Annotated in this window: 16 protein-coding genes and 1 pseudogene; 5 read left to right on the top strand and 12 right to left on the bottom strand. The window is 66.4% G+C overall.

What is annotated here, in order from left to right:
- The coding region (locus tag Q0Q02_RS19850; protein WP_367275048.1) for an IS3 family transposase at positions 1-148 on the top strand (148 nt) is incomplete at its 5' end.
- A 37-nt stretch (positions 149-185) separates the two neighbouring features.
- On the opposite strand, the gene Q0Q02_RS23840 is transcribed toward Q0Q02_RS19850, so the two are convergent.
- A complete protein-coding gene (locus Q0Q02_RS23840) occupies positions 186-509 on the bottom strand; it encodes a DUF6455 family protein (protein WP_367275047.1) in 324 nt (107 codons plus the stop codon).
- Positions 510-864: 355 nt separating this feature from the next.
- Between Q0Q02_RS23840 and Q0Q02_RS19845 the strand changes: the two genes are divergently transcribed.
- The 3 genes from Q0Q02_RS19845 (at position 865) to Q0Q02_RS19835 (ending at position 3,515) form a co-directional block, all read left to right on the top strand.
- Positions 865-2,376 (top strand): PAS domain S-box protein, encoded by a 1,512-nt coding sequence (locus tag Q0Q02_RS19845; RefSeq protein ID WP_293812033.1) that lies wholly within the window; start codon positions 865-867, stop codon positions 2,374-2,376.
- Entirely contained in the window at positions 2,366-3,016 is a 651-nt protein-coding gene (gene fixJ, locus Q0Q02_RS19840; protein ID WP_293812031.1) for a response regulator FixJ, read from the top strand. Before Q0Q02_RS19845 ends, fixJ begins: the two co-directional genes overlap by 11 nt.
- Positions 3,017-3,134: 118 nt before the next feature.
- Entirely contained in the window at positions 3,135-3,515 is a 381-nt protein-coding gene (locus Q0Q02_RS19835) for a response regulator (RefSeq protein WP_293812030.1), read from the top strand.
- Positions 3,516-3,535: 20 nt separating this feature from the next.
- Here the strand turns inward: Q0Q02_RS19835 and Q0Q02_RS19830 are convergent, their stop codons facing one another.
- The 11 genes and pseudogenes from Q0Q02_RS19830 to Q0Q02_RS19780 all read right to left on the bottom strand — a co-directional run bounded on the left by Q0Q02_RS19830 (position 3,536) and on the right by Q0Q02_RS19780 (position 17,189).
- Complete coding sequence (locus tag Q0Q02_RS19830; RefSeq protein ID WP_293812028.1) at positions 3,536-4,072, bottom strand: DUF2478 domain-containing protein; 537 nt, start codon at positions 4,070-4,072, stop codon at positions 3,536-3,538.
- 219 nt (positions 4,073-4,291) lie between these two features.
- Positions 4,292-4,876, bottom strand: a pseudogene (locus Q0Q02_RS19825) (carbonic anhydrase); the annotation flags it as partial.
- Positions 4,869-5,438 (bottom strand): hemerythrin domain-containing protein, encoded by a 570-nt coding sequence (locus Q0Q02_RS19820; protein ID WP_293812024.1) that lies wholly within the window; start codon positions 5,436-5,438, stop codon positions 4,869-4,871. The gene Q0Q02_RS19820 and the pseudogene Q0Q02_RS19825, both read right to left, overlap by 8 nt.
- Complete coding sequence (locus Q0Q02_RS19815) at positions 5,416-5,727, bottom strand: hypothetical protein (protein ID WP_293812022.1); 312 nt, start codon at positions 5,725-5,727, stop codon at positions 5,416-5,418. The genes Q0Q02_RS19820 and Q0Q02_RS19815 overlap by 23 nt, the downstream gene beginning before the upstream one ends.
- Positions 5,728-5,739: 12 nt before the next feature.
- Positions 5,740-6,573: a peptidylprolyl isomerase gene (locus tag Q0Q02_RS19810; protein WP_293812020.1), complete on the bottom strand. Its 834-nt coding sequence runs from the start codon at positions 6,571-6,573 to the stop codon at positions 5,740-5,742.
- 45 nt (positions 6,574-6,618) lie between these two features.
- Complete coding sequence (gene narI / locus Q0Q02_RS19805) at positions 6,619-7,359, bottom strand: respiratory nitrate reductase subunit gamma (protein ID WP_293812018.1); 741 nt, start codon at positions 7,357-7,359, stop codon at positions 6,619-6,621.
- Positions 7,360-7,371: 12 nt separating this feature from the next.
- Positions 7,372-8,109 carry a nitrate reductase molybdenum cofactor assembly chaperone gene (gene narJ / locus Q0Q02_RS19800; RefSeq protein ID WP_293812016.1) on the bottom strand — a complete coding sequence of 246 codons (738 nt, stop codon included), beginning with the start codon at positions 8,107-8,109 and terminating at the stop codon, positions 7,372-7,374.
- Between the two features lie 142 nt (positions 8,110-8,251).
- Positions 8,252-9,775: a nitrate reductase subunit beta gene (narH, locus tag Q0Q02_RS19795; protein WP_293812014.1), complete on the bottom strand. Its 1,524-nt coding sequence runs from the start codon at positions 9,773-9,775 to the stop codon at positions 8,252-8,254.
- A gap of 12 nt (positions 9,776-9,787) precedes the next feature.
- Positions 9,788-13,543 carry a nitrate reductase subunit alpha gene (locus Q0Q02_RS19790; RefSeq protein ID WP_293812012.1) on the bottom strand — a complete coding sequence of 1,252 codons (3,756 nt, stop codon included), beginning with the start codon at positions 13,541-13,543 and terminating at the stop codon, positions 9,788-9,790.
- Between the two features lie 157 nt (positions 13,544-13,700).
- Positions 13,701-16,439, bottom strand: a complete 2,739-nt coding sequence (locus Q0Q02_RS19785) for an MFS transporter (protein ID WP_293812010.1) — start codon at positions 16,437-16,439, stop codon at positions 13,701-13,703.
- Between the two features lie 606 nt (positions 16,440-17,045).
- The gene (locus tag Q0Q02_RS19780) at positions 17,046-17,189 is read right to left on the bottom strand and encodes a methyl-accepting chemotaxis protein (RefSeq protein WP_293812008.1); all 144 of its coding nucleotides are present in this window, start codon (positions 17,187-17,189) and stop codon (positions 17,046-17,048) included.
- A 7-nt stretch (positions 17,190-17,196) separates the two neighbouring features.
- Here Q0Q02_RS19780 and Q0Q02_RS19775 point away from each other — a divergent pair.
- Positions 17,197-17,455 (top strand): transposase (locus Q0Q02_RS19775; RefSeq protein WP_293812007.1); only part of this gene is annotated, 259 nt, incomplete at its 3' end.

The following is a 17,455-nucleotide window of genomic DNA, read 5'->3' as shown; positions in this document are numbered from 1 at the left end:
GACGCTCAAGAGCGAACTCGTCTGGCGCACCGTCTTCCAGACCCGCGCCGAGGCGGCCGCCGCAATCGACAGCTTCTACAATCCCGTCCAGCGCCATTCCGCGCTCAACTTCATCAGCCCGCTTCAGTTCGAGAGGCAGGCCGCGTAAACTCGAAAACGCTCTCCAAAATCACGGAGAAAGTCCATCAGGTGTCTGCATCGATAATCTCTTCTCTTCCCGGCCTGGGCGACCTGCGGACGCGGACCAGATAGGCGGCGTTCCGGCAAAACTCCGGTGTCGGCCCAGGCGCACCGCTATCGAGCCAGTCGCGGCAGGCGCAGGCGTGAGGGCAGGACAGGCAAAGGCGGGCAGCCATAGCAAAAGCACCCCCAAACTCTTCCTTTGCTGCCACTCCGGGGTCGACGCCTGCTCTCTCGATCATCTCGCGAAACAAGCCGGCCTGGCGCCGTACCCTTTCGAACCGGGGCCATCGCCGCGTCGTTCTCGGCCCTTGCAGTCGCGGATGCATGATGCGCTCCCTTACAAGAGGAATAGCGAAGAGTAGCGCAGCCATCCCCTGGCTCTTTGACACAGAACAAGGACGAGACGCCCCCCGCCTGACAACTTACGCTGCGTTTCATGCCGCCCGTGGACATGGTCGGGGTAAAACTCTCACGTCATCAGGGGGCTTTTCGACATCCTGCGGCGGCTACACTCCTGCGACCGCGCTGGTTGCCATGCATGACTGCCCTCGGCAGATCATGACGCATCGGAGGCAATCCGGCAGATACTCCGAACGCAAGACATGAGCTTCGCATTTTACCTGATGACTTAGCCGAAACACGAATGAACCGGGAACCCGGAGCCGGCAGGAGAGCTTGCTTTTGAGCCGTGAGATCGAATCTCCGAAACGGGCTGAGGTCCTCATCGAGGCGGTGACGGGAATCGGCCTGGCTTTCGTCGACGAGGCGGGCCGGATCGGAAGCTGGAACGCCGGCGCCGAACAGATCACGGGGTGGAGCCGGGCCGAGATTCTGGGCGGCGACCTCGCATGCCTCTTCGTTGCCGCGGATTCGGGCGCGACAGCCTCCCTGCTCGCCGCGGCGCAGGAGGCCGGCAGGACCGAGACGCAGCGCATCTGCCGGCGCCGGGACGGGGCCTCGTTCACCGCGCAGCTCTCGATCGCACCCGTGAAGGCCCAGCCCGGCAGCCCCGGCGGATATGCGCTCGTCCTGCGCGACATCTCCGAACAACTCCAGGCCGAAGAGGCCCACACGGTCCGCGAGGCTCATCTGCGCTCCATTCTTGAGACGATCCCCGACGCCATCGTCGTGATCGACGAGGGCGGCCGGATCCAGTCCTTCAGCGCGGCAGCGGTCCGGCAGTTCGGCTACGATCGCAGCGAGGTGATCGGCGAAAACGTCAAGATACTGATGCCCAGCCTCTACCGGCATCATCACGACAGCTACATCAAGCGCTATCTCGTCACCGGCGAGCGCAGGATCGTCGGCATCGGGCGGGTCGTCGCCGGCCAGCGCAAGGATGGCTCGACCTTTCCGATGGAACTCGCCGTCGGCGAGATGCACTCCGGCGGCCGGCGCTACTTCACCGGCTTCATCCGCGATCTGACGGAACGGCAGAAGACCGAAACCCGCCTGCAGGAGTTGCAGTCCGAGCTCGTCCACATGTCGCGCTTCACGGCGCTGGGCGAGATGGCGTCGACGCTGGCCCATGAGATCAACCAGCCGCTGACGGCCATTGCGAACTATCTGAAGGGGTGTCGCCGGATTCTCCAGCGCATGGAGGGCGGAACCGCCCGCCTTCTGGAGGACGGCGTCACGAAAGCGGCCGATCAGGCCCTGCGCGCCGGCCAAGTGATCCGGCATCTGCGCGAGTTCGTGCAGCGCGGCGAAAGCGAGCGCCGGATCGAACCTCTCGCCAAGCTGATCGAGGAGGCCAGCGCGCTGGCCATGGTCGGCGCCCGGGAAAGGGGGGTTCACATCGCCTATCTCCTCGACCCCCGCGCCGCCTTCACGCTCGCCGACCGCATCCAAATCCAGCAGGTGCTGCTGAACCTTATCCGCAACGCGATCGAGGCGATGGACGGCGCGAAGCGGCGCGAACTGGTGGTCGAGACCCGGCGCATCAGCGAGGAGATGCTGGAGATCTCGGTCCGCGATACCGGCACGGGCCTGGCTCCGGAAATCGTCGACCAGCTCTTCCAGCCTTTCGTCACGACCAAGCAGCATGGCATGGGCGTCGGGCTCTCGATCTGCCGCACCATCGTCGAGGCGCATGGCGGAAAGATCCAGGCCGACTCGGAGCGGGGACGCGGAACCTGCTTCACCTTTTCACTGCGCGCCGTCGATCCGGAGGAGCTGGCTCATGCAGGGTGACGCCATCGTCCATGTTGTCGATGATGATCTGGCTGTCCGGCAGTCGCTCTCTTTCCTGCTGGCTTCCGACGGGTTTCCGGTCAGGCTGCACGAATCCGCCAGCCAGTTTCTCGACAACGTCAGGGAGGCGCCGACGGGCTGCATCATCACCGATGTGCGCATGCCGGGCATCGACGGCATCGAATTCCTCCGCGGCCTTGCCATGCGCGGCTTCAGCCTTCCCGTGATCGTGATGACCGGCCATGCGGATGTGTCGCTCGCCGTCGAGGCGATGAAGGAGGGGGCGGTCGACTTCATCGAGAAGCCCTTCGACGACGAGTTGCTGCTCGCCGCGGTGCGCTCGGCCCTCGACCGGCATCAGCGCAAGACGCAGCGCGAGGCGCAGGGCATCGATATCCTGGTGCGCCTCAAATCGCTGAGCGAGCGCGAGAAGCAGGTGCTCGACCGTCTCGTCGAAGGCAAGGCCAACAAGGTGATCGCGCACGAGCTCGGCATCAGCCCCCGGACGGTCGAGATCTACCGGGCCAATGTCATGACCAAGATGCGGGCTGCAAGCCTGCCCGAGCTCGTTCGCTTCGCCTTGCTGGTCGGCGACGGCGCCCCTGAGATCGCAGCGCGCCGTCGGGAGCGGCCCACGTAAGGTGTATTCCTGATTTGGATGCCGCGCTGGGCCGGCCCAGATTGCCGGCTTGCCATCCCGGCGCAATCCGAGCCGCGGATCGCCGGAGCAGGGCACGCCGATGTCTCCCGAAGGATGCGTGATCATCGTCGACGACGACGATGCCGTCCGGCAGTCGCTGGCGTTTTCCCTCGCGCTCGAAGGCTTCCAGGTCCGGGCCTTTCGCAGCGGCGAGGAACTGCTCGCGGAACGGGAGCTGCCCGCGCGAGCCTGCATGGTCATCGACTACTGCATGCCTTCGCTCGACGGGCTGGCGCTGATCGGCCGCCTGCGGCAGGCCGCCATCGCGCTGCCCGCCATTCTGATCACGGCAAAGGCCACCCCCGAGATTCGTCGGCGGGCGTCTCTGTGCGGCTGCCGGGTGGTTCTGGAAAAACCGCTGGAGGATAGTTCGCTGGCGGACTGCATCAGGGACGCCCTGGCGTGCGGCGGCGGCGAGGAACTGCACAGGCCGGGATGAGGCGGGGTCGCCCCCGGATCTCAGGCCTCGACCCCGGCGACCGCCCTGCGGCACCAGCCCGCGATCTCGCCGGCATCGAGCGGCAGCGTGGCGAAGGTCTCGCCCGCGAAAGCCCGCCACTGCCGCAGATACTGGCGGTTGACGGCGATGACGATCGGGATGCCCGCGGCAACCGCCATGCCGATCTCCTCGCGCAGGCCCCGCCCCGCGCCTTCGTGCTTGCCGAAGCGGTTGACGAACAGCACGTCCGGCAGCGCCTCGACAGCCTCGCGCAGCCAGCCGGCAGCGACGGTCAAGCCCGCCGTGTCGAGCCGGCAACCGCGCGCCTGCGGGCCACGATCCTCGAAGATGCAGACCTGCCGCTGCATGCCGATATCGTCGAGATAGAGCGTCGCGCAGGCTTTGCCGCAGCCGGGCTCGCCATGCTGCAGCAGGCCGCGCGGCTTCAGGCCGCCGGCCTCGAGGCGCGCGACCGCCTGAGCGATGACCGGGTCCGGCGTCTCGTCGCGCGTATGCACGAGAACCAAGATGCCGCATTCCTCGGGGTGGGTGTCCATGGTCGACCTCCTGTCATCCTTGTTTCGCGAGACGGAGCGCGCTGCGTTTCACTGCACGCCCTCGCTGCGCAGGTCGCCCGCGGCATCGCAGCCGCAGGCCGCCTTGCCGCCGAGCAGGCGCAGCGCACTGGCATGGACATGCTCCGACCAGTCATCGACGGGGCCCGGGTCGAGCAGCGCCTGCTCGGCCTGCGCCTTGTCGGGGCCGTCGCGGCTGACGCCGAGATCGCGCACCAGCCCGTCCTTCAGCCCGTAGATCCAGCCATGGATGCGCAGGGTGCGCCCCGTGGCCCAGGCCGCCCGCACGATCGGCGTATGCGCGACGCGCTCCACCTGCGCCTCGACATTGAGTTCGCAGAGCAGGTTGAGCCGGGCCTCGTCGCTGGCACCGGCGTCGAAGCGGGCCCGCTCGCGCTCATAGACCTCGACCACCGGTGCGAGCCAATGGTCGACCAGCGCCCCGGTCTGCCGCGCCAGCGCCCGGCGCACGCCGCCGCAGCCGTAATGGCCGCAGACGATGATGTCCTCCACCCCCAGCGCCTCGACCGCGAACTCGATCACCGACAGCAGGTTGAGGTCGCCGGTATGCATGACATTGGCGATATTGCGATGGACGAAGAGCTCGCCCGGATCGAGCCCGACGATCTCGTTGGCCGGCACGCGCGAATCCGAGCAGCCGATCCACAGGAACCGCGGCTCCTGCAGGGCGGAGAGGCGGCGGAAATAGCCGGGCTCCTGGCGCGTCTTGGCGATCGCCCAGTCGACATTGCGGTCGAACAGCGCCTGGATCGAAACCTCAGCCATGGCCGCGCCCGCCGAGCACGATGCCGCGCCGGGCCGCCATGCGCCGGGCCAGCCCGTCGCGGTCTCCCGCCGTCAGCAGCAGCTCCGCCAGCGGAATCAGCACCGCGTTCTCCACTGTGAGATGGCGGCGCTGGCGGCGCGAGAAGCTGGCGAGGGCTGCGCGGAAACCGGCCTCGTCCCACTCCGCCGTTCCCCGCGCCCGCAGCCCGCCCGCGATGATCCCGGCGAGCCGGTCATCCTCGGCATGTTCCCGAGAGAGCAGTCCGAGCAGCCGCTCCGCACCGTCGCGCGGCTTGGCACGCCGGCGGATCAGCGGAAACAGATCCTCCTCCTCGTCGATGACGTGCAGCGGCAGCTCATGCTCGATGCAGTGCAGGATGGCGTCGGCGGGAATGGTCGCGGAACCGGGCGCTTCGGCGATGCCGTCGAGCAGCCGGCACAGGTCGCGCAGGCGATGGTGCTCGGCGACGATGAACTCGAGCGGGCGCGCCAGCAGCTCGCTGCGGACCGGTGCCAGTGCGTCGGTCTCGGCGGAAAGCTCAGTGACCGTGGCCGCAGGCATGAACCGCTTCCTTCGGCGGACGAAGGGCAAAGTGCAGGATGTTGCGCAGGCAGGCCTGGCCGGGATCGGTGGTCCGGCCCATGACGCCGATCAGGGAGACCCAATCCTCGTCGGAAGCCTGGTTGGAGAAGAGGTTGACGGCACGGGCGGCGAAGCCGCCGGCCGTGAGCCCTTCGGCCGCGGCAGCCGTCTCGACCTGGGTCAGCAGCACGAGATCGCCCAGCCCCACCAGCGCCTGCATCGCCATGGCTTCGTCGTCGAGGCGGGAGATGATGTCTCCGAGCAGCATGGCAAACGCCTTTCAGTGGACGTTGAGTTCGCCCGGCGACGGCACGTCGATGCCCTCGATCCGGGCGCTGCCGAGCAGCCGCGCGATATATTGCGCCTGCGCCCGCTGCAGCACCGCCTCGCCGAGATAGGCCGCGATCCGCTCTCGCACGAGCTCGAAAGGCAGCAGACGGCCCGCAATGGCCCTGTCGAGCCGGATGATGTGGAAGCCATAGGGCGTCTCCACCGGCTCGCGGCCGATCATGCCCGGCTCCATCGCCGCCAGGGCCTTCTCGAACAGCGGCGTCGTCTGGCCGCGGCCGATCTGGCCGAGATTGCCGCCGAGCTCGGCCGAGGGGCAGGCGGAATGCAGGCGCGCCAGCTCGGCGAAGCGGCCAGGCGCCGCCGCCAGTTCGGCAATGGCGGCGCTGGCCTGCTGCCGCGCGCGCTCATAGCTCTCGGCATCGTCCCCCCGCGCCGCGAACAGGATATGCGACGCCTCGTAGAGATCGGAGCTGCGGAAGCGCCCGGCATTGCGCTCGTAATAGCGCCGGCACTCCTCCCCCGTCGGCTCGGGGACGCTGATGTCCCGCTCGACCAGGGCGCGCATCCGTGCCTCGTCCTCGGTCTCGCGCCGGCCTTCCCCATCCGTCATCGGCTCGGCCTCGATCCCGAGCCGGACGACCTCCTGGCTCAGGGCCTCGCGGATGACCAGCGCCAGGGCCGCGGCCTTCCAGGCGGCGGCAGGCGACGAGGCCGGATGGTTCTGGACCTCGCGCGAGATCATCGCCCGCGAGATCACGGCTCCGTTGACCTTGATTGGAGCCTTCGGGGCTGCGGTGACCGGCTGGGCCGAGCAGGACGACATGACGGATATCCCGGGATGGGTTGCGTGCCGATGCGGATGCGCCGTTCAGCGGCGGGTTGCACGGACCGGGGCGGGAACCGCGCCCTGGCCGGCAAGGGGCCGCTTCTTGGTGCGCACGATCTGATAGCCCGTCCGGCCGAGATACCAGACCGGCGCCGACCAGATGTGGACCAGGCGGGTGAACGGAAAGACGAGGAAGATCGTCATGCCCAGCAGGAGATGCGCCTTGAAGATCGGGTGCACGTCGGCGACATAGGCCGAGGCGCCCGGCTGCAGGGTGAGCGTCCCCTGGGCCCAGTTCATGAACTTGACCATCTCATGCCCGTCCATATGGCCGAGCGACAGCGGAATGGTGACAAGGCCGAGGATGAGCTGGGCATAGAGCATCAGCAGCACCGCGATGTCCGAGAAGGACGAGGTCTTGCGGATCCGCGGATCGAACAGGCGGCGGTGGAGCAGCAGGGTCAGGCCGAGGAAGCACATCACGCCGGCCAGCCCGCCGACGACGATCGCGAGCCCCTGCTTGAAGCCGTGCGAGATGCCCAGCGCGTCGAAGATGGCGATCGGGGTCAGAAGCCCGCCGGCATGGCCGAGGAAGATCACGAGCACGCCGACATGGAACAGGACGGAGCCGGCGACGAGCTGCCTGCGGCGCAGGAGCTGGCTCGAATCCGCCTTCCAGCTGTATTGCTCACGCTCGAAACGCACCAGCGATCCGAGCAGGAAGACCGTCAGGGCGAAATAGGGATACCAGCCGAACAGGATATGGTTGAGCGTCGCGTTCATGACGGCAGCTCCTCAATCGCGGGGTGACGCATAGGTGAAGCGGGTCTTGGGCCGCCGCACGGTGGCAGCGTCCAGCCCGGGGGCCGGCCGCTTGGCCTGGCGCAGCTTGGCGGCGAGGTTCTCGACGCCGCAATCGGCGCCGGCGCCGGGGCCGAAGCGAACTTCCTCGTCCTCCCAGGCCGCATCCAGCGCAGCCAGGTCGTTCGGATCCTGCTCCGTCTCGGGCACGATCGCCTCGAACACCTCCGGCGCGGGCTTCGTCGCCGCGAGCGCGACTAACGCCTCGAACACGACGGCATAGGGCGATTCCCGCTTGCGCAGCCGCTCGCCGAGCACCGTCATGACATGGGCCGGATCGGCCAGCACCGCCCTCGCCTCCTGCTCCGGCAGCAGCGAGCAGTATTCGAGGAAGAGCGGCACGAAATCCGGCAGTTCCGTGCCCTCGATGACGAAGCCGGCAGCCTCGTAGACGCTCTTCAGGTCGACCATGGCCTGGCCGCGGTCGCGGCTTTCGCCATGGACATGCTCGAACAGATGCAGCGACAGGGAGCGCGTCCGGTCGAAGAGCATCACATAGCGCTCCTGCGCATCGTAGACGTCCGTCTCCTCCAGCATGCGCAGCAGCGGCTCCAGCGACGCCGGATCGACGACGCTCTCTTCCGCCAGCACGGAACGGATCTCCGGAATCGCGGCCATCAGATCCCGGCCCGGATAGTTCAGCAGGGCGGAGAAGGCCTTGAGGGTTTTCATCTGATGTCTCCGGGCGGCTCGCTCGCCGAGCGCTGCCGGCACGTTACCGGCTTGCGAAAGGCGCGACATTGAGCTGCGGCAAACGGGATTCGGGCGAAATCCGCAGCCCACCGCGGGGGCGGGTTGCGGGAAGCGGATTGCATCAGCCGACTTCCATCGGCGTCTTGGCCGGCTTGGGCGAACCGAACAGGTTGGTGCCGCTCGTGCCGCCGGCGCAGCCATTGCCGAAGGAGAAGCCGCAGGAGCCACGCAGATCATAGGCGTCCTCGATCCCCATCTCGCGATGGTTGGTCGGGATGACGAAGCGATCCTCGTAATTCGCGATCGCCATGATCCGGTACATCTCCTCGACCTGCGCGGCGGACAGGCCGACGTCCCGTGCCAGCTTTTCGTCGATGACGCCGTCGATGGTCTTGGCCCGCATATAGGCCCGCATCGCGAGCATGCGCTCCAGCCCGGTGACGATCGGCTGTTCCTTGCCCGCGGTGAGCAGGTTCGCGAGGTACTTGACCGGAATGCGCAGGCTCTTGACGTCCGGCATCTCGCCGTCGATCCCGATCTTGCCGGCCGACGCCGCCGAGGTGATCGGCGAGAGCGGCGGCACGTACCAGACCATCGGCAGCGTCCGGTATTCGGGATGAAGCGGGAAGGCGATTTTCCACTCGATCGCCATCTTGTAGACCGGCGAGCGCCTGGCGGCTTCCAGCCAGGCTTCGGGCACGCCCTCGCGCCGGGCCGCCTCGATCACCGCCGGGTCGCGCGGGTCGAGGAAGATGCCGAGCTGCTCGTCGTAGAGGTCCTGCTCGTTCTCGGTCGAGGCGGCAGCCTCGATCCGGTCGGCGTCGTAGAGGATCACGCCGAGATAGCGGATGCGGCCGACGCAGGTTTCGGAACACACTGTCGGCATGCCCGCCTCGAGGCGCGGATAGCAGAGCGTGCACTTCTCCGACTTACCGGAAGACCAGTTGTAGTAGATCTTCTTGTAGGGGCAGGCCGAGACGCACATGCGCCAGCCGCGGCACTTGTCCTGATCGATCAGGACAACGCCGTCCTCCTCGCGCTTGTAGATCGCGCCCGAGGGGCAGGCCGAGACGCAGGCCGGGTTGAGGCAGTGCTCGCACAGCCTCGGCAGATACATCATGAAGGTGTTTTCGAACTGGCCGTAGATTTCCTCCTCGACGCCCTCGAAGTTCTTGTCGAGCTTGCGCTTCGAGAACTCGCCGCCGAGGATCTCCTCCCAGTTCGGCCCCCACTCGATCTTCTCCATCCGCTCGCCGGTGATCTTCGAGCGCGGGCGGGCGGTGGGGAAGGTCTGGAGCTCGGGCGCCTTCTGCAGGTGCCCGTAGTCGAAGTCGAACGGCTCGTAATAGTCGTCGATCTCCGGCAGATCGGGATTGGCGAAGATCTTCGCCAGGACCCGCCATTTCGAGCCGATCCGCGGCTCGATCCGGCCATCCTTGCGGCGGCGCCAGCCACCGTTCCACTTGTCCTGGTTCTCCCATTGCTTGGGATAGCCGATGCCGGGCTTGGTCTCGACGTTGTTGAACCACGCGTATTCCATGCCTTCGCGATTGGTCCAGACGTTCTTGCAGGTCACCGAGCAGGTGTGGCAGCCGATGCACTTGTCGAGATTCAGCACCATCGCGATCTGAGCGCGGACTTTCATGTCGATATCCTCTTACTCGGCGGCGTGAAGCTTGGGGCCGCGCCTGGCGCTGCCCTCGTCGAAGGGGCCTTCCAGCCAGTCGACCGAGCTCATCTTGCGGACGACGACGAACTCGTCGCGATTCGAACCGACGGTTCCATAGTAGTTGAAGCCGTAGGAGAGCTGCGCGTAGCCGCCGATCATGTGGGTCGGCTTCAGGACGGCGCGGGTGACCGAATTATGGATGCCGCCGCGCTGCCCTGTGATGCCGGAGCCGGGCGTGTTCACGATCTTCTCCTGCGCATGGTACATCATGCACATGCCGTCCTTGACGCGCTGGGAGACCACTGCCCGTGCCGAGATGGCGCCATTGACGTTGAAGACGTCGATCCAGTCGTTATCGACGATGCCGGCCTTCGCCGCGTCCCGCTCCGAGATCCAGACCACCGGCCCGCCGCGGTTGAGCGTCAGCATCAGCAGGTTGTCGGAATAGGTGGAGTGGATGCCCCATTTCTGGTGCGGCGTGATGAAGTTCAGCACGATCTCCGGATTGCCGTTGGCGACCTTGCCCTGGACCGGCGTGATCGTCTTGAGATCGACCGGCGGGCGGTAGACGCAGAAACCCTCGCCGAAGGCCCGCATCCAGAGATGGTCCTGATAGAGCTGCTGGCGCCCTGTCAGCGTCCGCCACGGGATCAGCTCGTGGACGTTGGTGTAGCAGGCGTTGTAGCAGACCTTCTCCGACTCCAGCCCCGACCAGATCGGCGAGGAGATGATCTTGCGCGGCTGCGCGACCACGTCGCGGAAGCGAATCTTCTCGTCCTCCTTCGGCAGGGCGAGATGCTCATGCTCGCGGCCGGTCGCCTTGCCGAGGCTTTCCCAGGCCTTGACCGCGACTTCGCCATTGGTCTCGGGCGCCAGCATCAGCAGGACCTCGCAGGCGTCGATCGCCGTCTCGATCCGCGCCAGCCCCTTGGTCGGCCCCTCCTCGGCGACGACGCCGTTGAGCTCCTTGAGCAGCTCGACCTCGTGCTCGGTGTTCCAGACCATGCCCTTGCCGCCATTGCCGATCTTGGACATTAGCGGACCGAGCGAGGTGAAGCGCTTGTAGAGATTGGGATAGTCGCGCTCGACCACGGTGATGCTCGGCATGGTCTTGCCGGGAACCGGATCGACCTCGCCCTTCTTCCAGTCCTTGACGTCGAAGGGCTGGGCGATCTCGGCCGGCGTGTCGTGCATGATCGGGCTCAGCACCACGTCCTGCTCGACGCCGAGCACCTCGGGCGCCACCTTCGAGAAGCTGGCGGCGATGCCCTTGTAGATCTCCCAGTCCGAGCGCGACTCCCAGACCGGATCCACCGCCGCCGTCAGCGGATGGATGAAGGGGTGCATGTCGGAGGTGTTGAGATCGTCCTTCTCGTACCAGGTCGCGGTCGGCAGCACGATGTCGGAATAGACGCAGGTGGTCGACATGCGGAAGTCGAGCGTGACCAGCAGGTCGAGCTTCCCTTCCGGCGCCTCGTCGTGCCAGACGACCTCGCGCGCCTTCTGGCGGCCCTGCTCGCCGAGATCCTTGCCGAGCACGCCATGGCTCGTTCCGAGCAGGTGCTTGAGGAAATACTCGTGGCCCTTGCCGGATGAGCCCAGCAGGTTCGAGCGCCAGACGAAGAGGTTGCGCGGCCAGTTCTTCGGATTGTCGGGGTCCTCGCAGGACAGGCGCAGCTCGCCCGATTTCAGGCTCTTCGCGACATAGTCCTTGGGCTCCAGCCCGGCGGCTTTGGCCTTGGCGGCGAGGCCGAGCGGGTTCTGCTCGAGCTGCGGCGCCGAGGGCAGCCAGCCCATCCGTTCCGCCCGGATGTTGTAATCGATGATGGCCCCGTCCCACGGGCCGGCCGGCGCCGTCGGCGAGAGGATCTCCTTCACGTCCAGCGTCTCGTAGCGCCACTGGTCGGTATGGGCATAGAAGCAGGAGGTCGAGTTCTGCTGCCGGCTCGGCCGGCCCCAGTCGAGCGCGAAGGCGAGCGGGGCCCAGCCCGATTGCGGCCTGAGCTTCTCCTGGCCCACATAATGCGACCAGCCGCCCCCCGACTGACCGACGCAGCCACACATGACCAGCATGTTGATGGCGCCGCGGTAGTTCATGTCCATGTGGTACCAATGGTTCATCGCCGCGCCGATGATGATCATCGAGCGACCATTGGTCTTTTCGGCGTTGCGGGCGAATTCGCGCGCGACCGTGATGATCTGATCGCGCGGCACGCCGGTGATCTTCTCGGCCCAGGCCGGAGTATAGGGCACGTCCTCGTCATAGGACTTGGCGACGTTGTCGCCGCCGAAGCGGTCGACGCCGTAATTGGCCAGGAACAGGTCGTAGACGGTGGCGACCAGCGCCTCGCCTTCGGCGAGCTGCAGCTTCTTCACCGGGACGCGGCGCTCCAGCACGCTCGCATGATCCGTCCCGGTGAAGTGATCGTGCTCGATATTGCCGAAATAGGGGAAGGCAACGTTCTCGAAGCCGTCGGCGACATCGTAGAGCGAGAGGCGCAGATCGACGGGGGCGCCGTCCGAGCGCTTGGCCTCGAGGTTCCATTTGCCCTTCTCGCCCCAGCGGAAGCCGACGGAACCGAGCGGCGCCACGAGCTCGCCGCTCGCCGCATCGAAGGACAGCGTCTTCCATTCCGGATTGTTGGCCTCGCCGAGGCCGCCGTCGAGATCGCTCGCACGCAGGAAGCGCTCGGGCACCAGCTTGCCGTCCTGCTCCACCAGCCGGACCAGCATCGGCATATCGGTGTAGCGCTTGGCGTAGTCGGTGAAGTACGGCACCTGCCGGTCGACATGGAACTCGCGCAGGATGACATGGCCCATCGCCATGCCGAGCGCGGCATCCGTGCCCTGCTTCACCGAGACCCACAGATCGGCGAATTTCGAGGCTTCCGAATAGTCGGGGCAGATCACCACGCTCTTGGCGCCGCGATAGCGCGCCTCGGTGTAGAAATGGGCGTCGGGCGTGCGGGTCTGGGGCACGTTCGAGCCCCACAGGATGAGGAAGCCGGAATTGTACCAGTCGGCCGATTCCGGCACGTCCGTCTGTTCGCCCCAGGTCTGCGGGGAAGCGGGCGGCAGGTCGCAATACCAGTCGTAGAACGACATGCAGACGCCGCCGAGCAGCGAGAGATAGCGCGCGCCGGCTGCGTAGGAGACCATCGACATCGCCGGGATCGGCGAGAAGCCGAAGACGCGGTCGGGGCCGTAGGTCTTCGTCGTATAGGCGTTGGCCGCCCCGATGATCTCGTTGACCTCGTCCCAGCTTGCCCGCACGAGGCCACCATGGCCGCGCCTGGTGGTGTAGGCCGCGCGCTTCTGCGGGTTCTCGACGATGGAGGCCCAGGCCGCGACCGGCGTCATCAGCACGCGCGCCTCGCGCCAGAGCTTGAGCAGCCGCGAGCGGATCAGCGGATATTTCACCCGGTTGGCCGAGTAGAGATACCAGGAATAGGAGGCGCCGCGGGCGCAGCCGCGCGGTTCATGGTTGGGCAGTTCGGGCCGGGTGCGCGGATAGTCGGTCTGCTGCGTCTCCCAGGTGACGATCCCGCCCTTGACGTAGACCTTCCACGAGCAGGAGCCGGTGCAGTTCACGCCATGGGTCGAGCGCACGATCTTGTCGTGCTGCCAGCGTTTCCGGTAGCCGTCCTCCCAGCGCCGGTCCTCGTTGGTAGTGATGCCGTGGCCGTCCGAGAAATCGTCGACGACCCGGTTGAAGAAGGTCAGTCGGTCGAGAAAGTGGCTCATCTCAAGTCCTTTCGGCCTCAGGCGCGAAGCCGTCCTCTGGAGCGAGGGAACGCTAGCGCTGGTGGTAGCCGGGCCGGGCCCCAGGGCCCATCTAGAGTTTTTCCTAAGTAGTCTTGCGGAGGCCCGGACCAGGCTGCGGCCCGGACCTCCGCGGGGTTCAGCGGGCCGGTTGGGCCACGATCGCGTTGGCGGAGCGGCCGCGCTCGACATCCCAGAGCAGGCCGCCGCGGCGCGTGTAGACCGCCCAGGTCAGGAGCACGCAGGTGACGTAGAAGCCGAGGAAGCCGTAGAGCGCCGCCTCGATTCCGCCCGTCAGCGCGAGCGAGGAGCCATAGGCCTTGGGGATGAAGAAGGCGCCATAGGCCGCAACCGCCGAGGTAAAGCCAATGATCGCCGCCGATTCCTTCTCGGCCTGCTTGACCTGCTCGCCGGGGGCGAGCTGCGGTTCGAGCCGCCCGATCTCCCTGCGCATGATCGCCGGGATCATCTGGAAGGTGGAGGCGTTGCCGACGCCGGTCGCGAAGAACAGCGCCAGGAAGCTGGCGAAGAAGATCGGGAAGCTGTGCTGCGACAGTCCGTAGAGGACGCCGCCGACGCCGGCCATCATCAGGATGAAGACCCAGAGCGTCACCCGCCCGCCGCCGAAGCGATCGGCGATCCAGCCGGTGAAGGAGCGCGAGAGCGCGCCGACCAGCGGGCCGAGGAAGGCGAGCTGCAGGGCGTTGATCTCCGGGAACTGCGTCTTGGTGACGAGCGGGAATGCGGCGGAGTAGCCGATGAAGGAGCCGAAGGTGCCGGTGTAGAGCCAGCACATGATCCAGTTGTGCCGGCGCCGGAAGATCACCGCCTGCTCGGAGAAGGAAGCCTTCATCGAGGCGATGTCGTTCATGCCGAACCAGGCGGCGAAAGCGGACGCCGCGATGAAGGGCACCCAGATGAAGCCGGCGTTCTGCAGCCAGAGCTGGCTGGTCCTGCCCGCCTCGGTCGAGAGCTGCGGCTCGCCGCCGAGCGAGCCGAACACGCCGGCGGTGATGACGAGCGGGATCACGAACTGAACCACGCTGACGCCGAGATTGCCGAGCCCGGCATTAAGCGCGAGCGCGTTGCCCTTCTCGGATTTCGGGAAGAAGAACGAGATGTTGGCCATGGAGGAGGCGAAGTTGCCGCCGCCCAGGCCGCAAAGCAGCGCGAGCCCGAGGAAGACGACATAGGGCGTGCTCGGATCGCGCACCGCGTAGCCGATGCCCACCGCCGGCAGCATCAGCGACCAGGTCGCGACCGTGGTCCACAGCCGCCCGCCGAAGATCGGCGGCATGAAGGCGTAGAACACCCGCAGCGTCGCGCCCGACAGGCCCGGCAGCGCCGCCAGCCAGAAGAGCTGGTCCGTGCTGAACTTGAAGCCCACGGTCGGCAGCTTCGCCACGACGACCGACCACACCATCCAGACCGCGAAGGAGAGCAGCAGGCTGGGGATCGAAATGTAGAGGTTGCGGCGGGCGATGGCGCGCCCGCTCTGCGCCCAGAACTGCGAGTCTTCCGGGCGCCAGTCCTGCAGCGTCTTGCCGGTCAGAGCATCGGCGATCTCCGGCGAATGGATCGGCTGCATCTCGGGCAGCTGCGGCAGCCTGGCCAGTTCCTTGCCGGCAACGCCTTCCTCCATGGTGCGGACGGCCGTGTGCATCCAGACGAGGGAGACCGTCACGATCAGGAAGAGCAGCATGAAGCAGCTCGTCCAGATCCCGGTCAGGTCATTGAGCACGCCAAAGGCGATCGGCAGGATGAAGCCGCCGAGGCCGCCGATCATGCCGACGAGGCCGCCGACCGCGCCGACATTCTGCGGATAATAGACCGGGATATGCTTGAACACGGCCGCCTTGCCGAGGCTCATGAAGAAGCCGAGCGTAAAGACGAGGCCGATGAAGACCGGCAGGCTGACCTCGGTGTGGAAGGCGATCGGCCCGGAGATGCCCTTCACGACATAATCGGTCGGGGGATAGCTCAGGAGGAAGGTACAGCCGATCGAGACCAGGAAGGTCCAGTACATGACGCGCCTTGCGCCGTACTTGTCCGAGAGATGGCCGCCATAGGCGCGGAAGATCGAGGCCGGAACCGAATAGAAGGCGGCGATCATGCCCGCAGCCTTGATGTCGAGCCCGTAGACGCCGATCAGATATTGCGGCAGCCACAGCGATAGCGCGACGAAGGCGCCGAAGACGAAGAAGTAGTAGAGCGAGAAGCGCCAGACCTGGGCGTTCTTGAGCGGCTCAAGTTCCAGCCAGGCGCTTTTCGGCCGCTCGCCGGTGCGCCGCCGCTCGACGATGACGGGGTCGTCCGCGGTTCCCAACCAGAACAGCACGGCCATGACGACGAGCCCGGCCGCCCAGATCTGCGCCACGCTCTGCCAGCCATAGGCGATGAGCACGAAGGGCGCGACGAACTTGGTCACCGCCGCACCGACATTGCCCGCCCCAAAGATGCCGAGCGCCGTCCCCTGCTTGCCTGCTGGATACCAGCGCGAGACATAGGCGACGCCGACTGCGAAGGAGCCGCCTGCGATACCGACGCCGAGTGCGGCGAGCAGCATCTGCGGGTAGGTTTGTGCGTAGGACAGCAGGAAGGTCGCCCCAGCACCAGCGAGCATGACCAGCGAGAAGATCCGCCGCCCGCCGTAGTAGTCGGTCCAGATGCCCAGCACGACGCGGATGAGCGAACCCGTCAGGATCGGCGTTCCGACGAGCAGGCCGAACTGGGTCTCGCTTAACCCGAGCTCCTGCTTGATCCGGATGCCGATGATCGAGAAGATCGTCCAGACTGCGAAGCAGGCGGTGAAGGCGATGGTCGAGAGCCAGAGCGCTCTCCCCTGTTCGCCCGGAGATATGGCTGACTGACGTTCCATGGTTCCGGCCTCAATCGGCAGAAGTGCCGTCGGCCGCGAACCAAGCCCTAAACCGCCCCCGCAGGAGTTGCGGCAGATCAACAATTTGCTGCGCCGCCCCGCAAATCGTGTTCGCACTTAAGGGGTTTTGCGGAGAGCGTGATGGTCCGGCCAGTTGCGATCGCGCACAAGATCGTCCGTACATCGATTTGCAACGCGTCCTCTATGCTGGCGCTCGAGCGGTATTGTCCGCGCCACCGGGACCACGGAGCATCGTTCGGCGTCTCCTCGGCACCGCAACGGCCCGGGGGCGCAGCGTTGCCAAACCAAACGAATTGTGGACCGGACCGGCAAGGGCGACGATCTGCACGCGGGCCGCAGTTCTGGAGATCCCCGAGGCGAAACCAGCCCCTGCCGGAGAGCTGCGCCCCTCAGGCGATGTGGCCGAACGGAGCTCCATCCGGCGTCAGCCGGATTGCATGCCCATGATCTCGACCAGGCGCCGCGCGTTCGTCTGGATATGCTGGTTGCTGGAATGGATTTCCTTCAGGCCGTTGGTGAGCGCCGCCTGACGGGTCTCGAGGCCCGACGTTCGCAGGCATCTTTCGATGCGTGCCGGAGGGAGATCTATCCCATTCGGTTCACCTCTTGCGCAACGATCCCCAAACCACTGCCTGCCTCACCGGCACGGGCTGCTTCAATCGTGGCGTTGAGAGCCTGTTTTGAAAATCGGGTTTGCGGGGTTCCGTTGCGTGGCTTGCTGTGATTCAAGCTCTGGATGTGGACGCCGGAGCAGCGGGGCCGAATCGCCGAGATCGCCCGGAAGACAAAGCGCCATCCTTCGGATCTGACGGACGATGAATGGGAGCGGATGGCGCCCTTGATGCCGAAACCCGGTCGGCACGGGCGTCCGCGGGAGATTGAGTTCCGGGAGGTCATCAACGCGGTTCGCTATCTGGTGCGCTCGGGCTGCGGCTGGCGGATGCTGCCTGTCCATTTCGGGCATTGGCGCACGGTCTATGACGGGTTCCGGGAAC

Origin of the sequence: uncultured Allobosea sp. (genome assembly GCF_945956895.1) — a bacterium.
Lineage (GTDB): Bacteria > Pseudomonadota > Alphaproteobacteria > Rhizobiales > Beijerinckiaceae > Allobosea.
This window is presented reverse-complemented; position numbering and strand designations above follow the sequence as displayed.

Coding starts and splice junctions, on each gene's coding strand:
- Q0Q02_RS19785 (WP_293812010.1), bottom strand. CDS start 16,439: ATGGAACGTCAGTCAGCCATATCTCCGGGCGAACAGGGGAGAGCGCTC.
- Q0Q02_RS19820 (WP_293812024.1), bottom strand. CDS start 5,438: ATGCCTGCGGCCACGGTCACTGAGCTTTCCGCCGAGACCGACGCACTG.
- fixJ (WP_293812031.1), top strand. CDS start 2,366: ATGCAGGGTGACGCCATCGTCCATGTTGTCGATGATGATCTGGCTGTC.
- narJ (WP_293812016.1), bottom strand. CDS start 8,109: ATGAAAACCCTCAAGGCCTTCTCCGCCCTGCTGAACTATCCGGGCCGG.
- narH (WP_293812014.1), bottom strand. CDS start 9,775: ATGAAAGTCCGCGCTCAGATCGCGATGGTGCTGAATCTCGACAAGTGC.
- Q0Q02_RS19810 (WP_293812020.1), bottom strand. CDS start 6,573: ATGTCGTCCTGCTCGGCCCAGCCGGTCACCGCAGCCCCGAAGGCTCCA.
- Q0Q02_RS19830 (WP_293812028.1), bottom strand. CDS start 4,072: ATGGACACCCACCCCGAGGAATGCGGCATCTTGGTTCTCGTGCATACG.
- Q0Q02_RS19815 (WP_293812022.1), bottom strand. CDS start 5,727: ATGCTGCTCGGAGACATCATCTCCCGCCTCGACGACGAAGCCATGGCG.
- Q0Q02_RS23840 (WP_367275047.1), bottom strand. CDS start 509: ATGCATCCGCGACTGCAAGGGCCGAGAACGACGCGGCGATGGCCCCGG.
- narI (WP_293812018.1), bottom strand. CDS start 7,359: ATGAACGCGACGCTCAACCATATCCTGTTCGGCTGGTATCCCTATTTC.
- Q0Q02_RS19790 (WP_293812012.1), bottom strand. CDS start 13,543: ATGAGCCACTTTCTCGACCGACTGACCTTCTTCAACCGGGTCGTCGAC.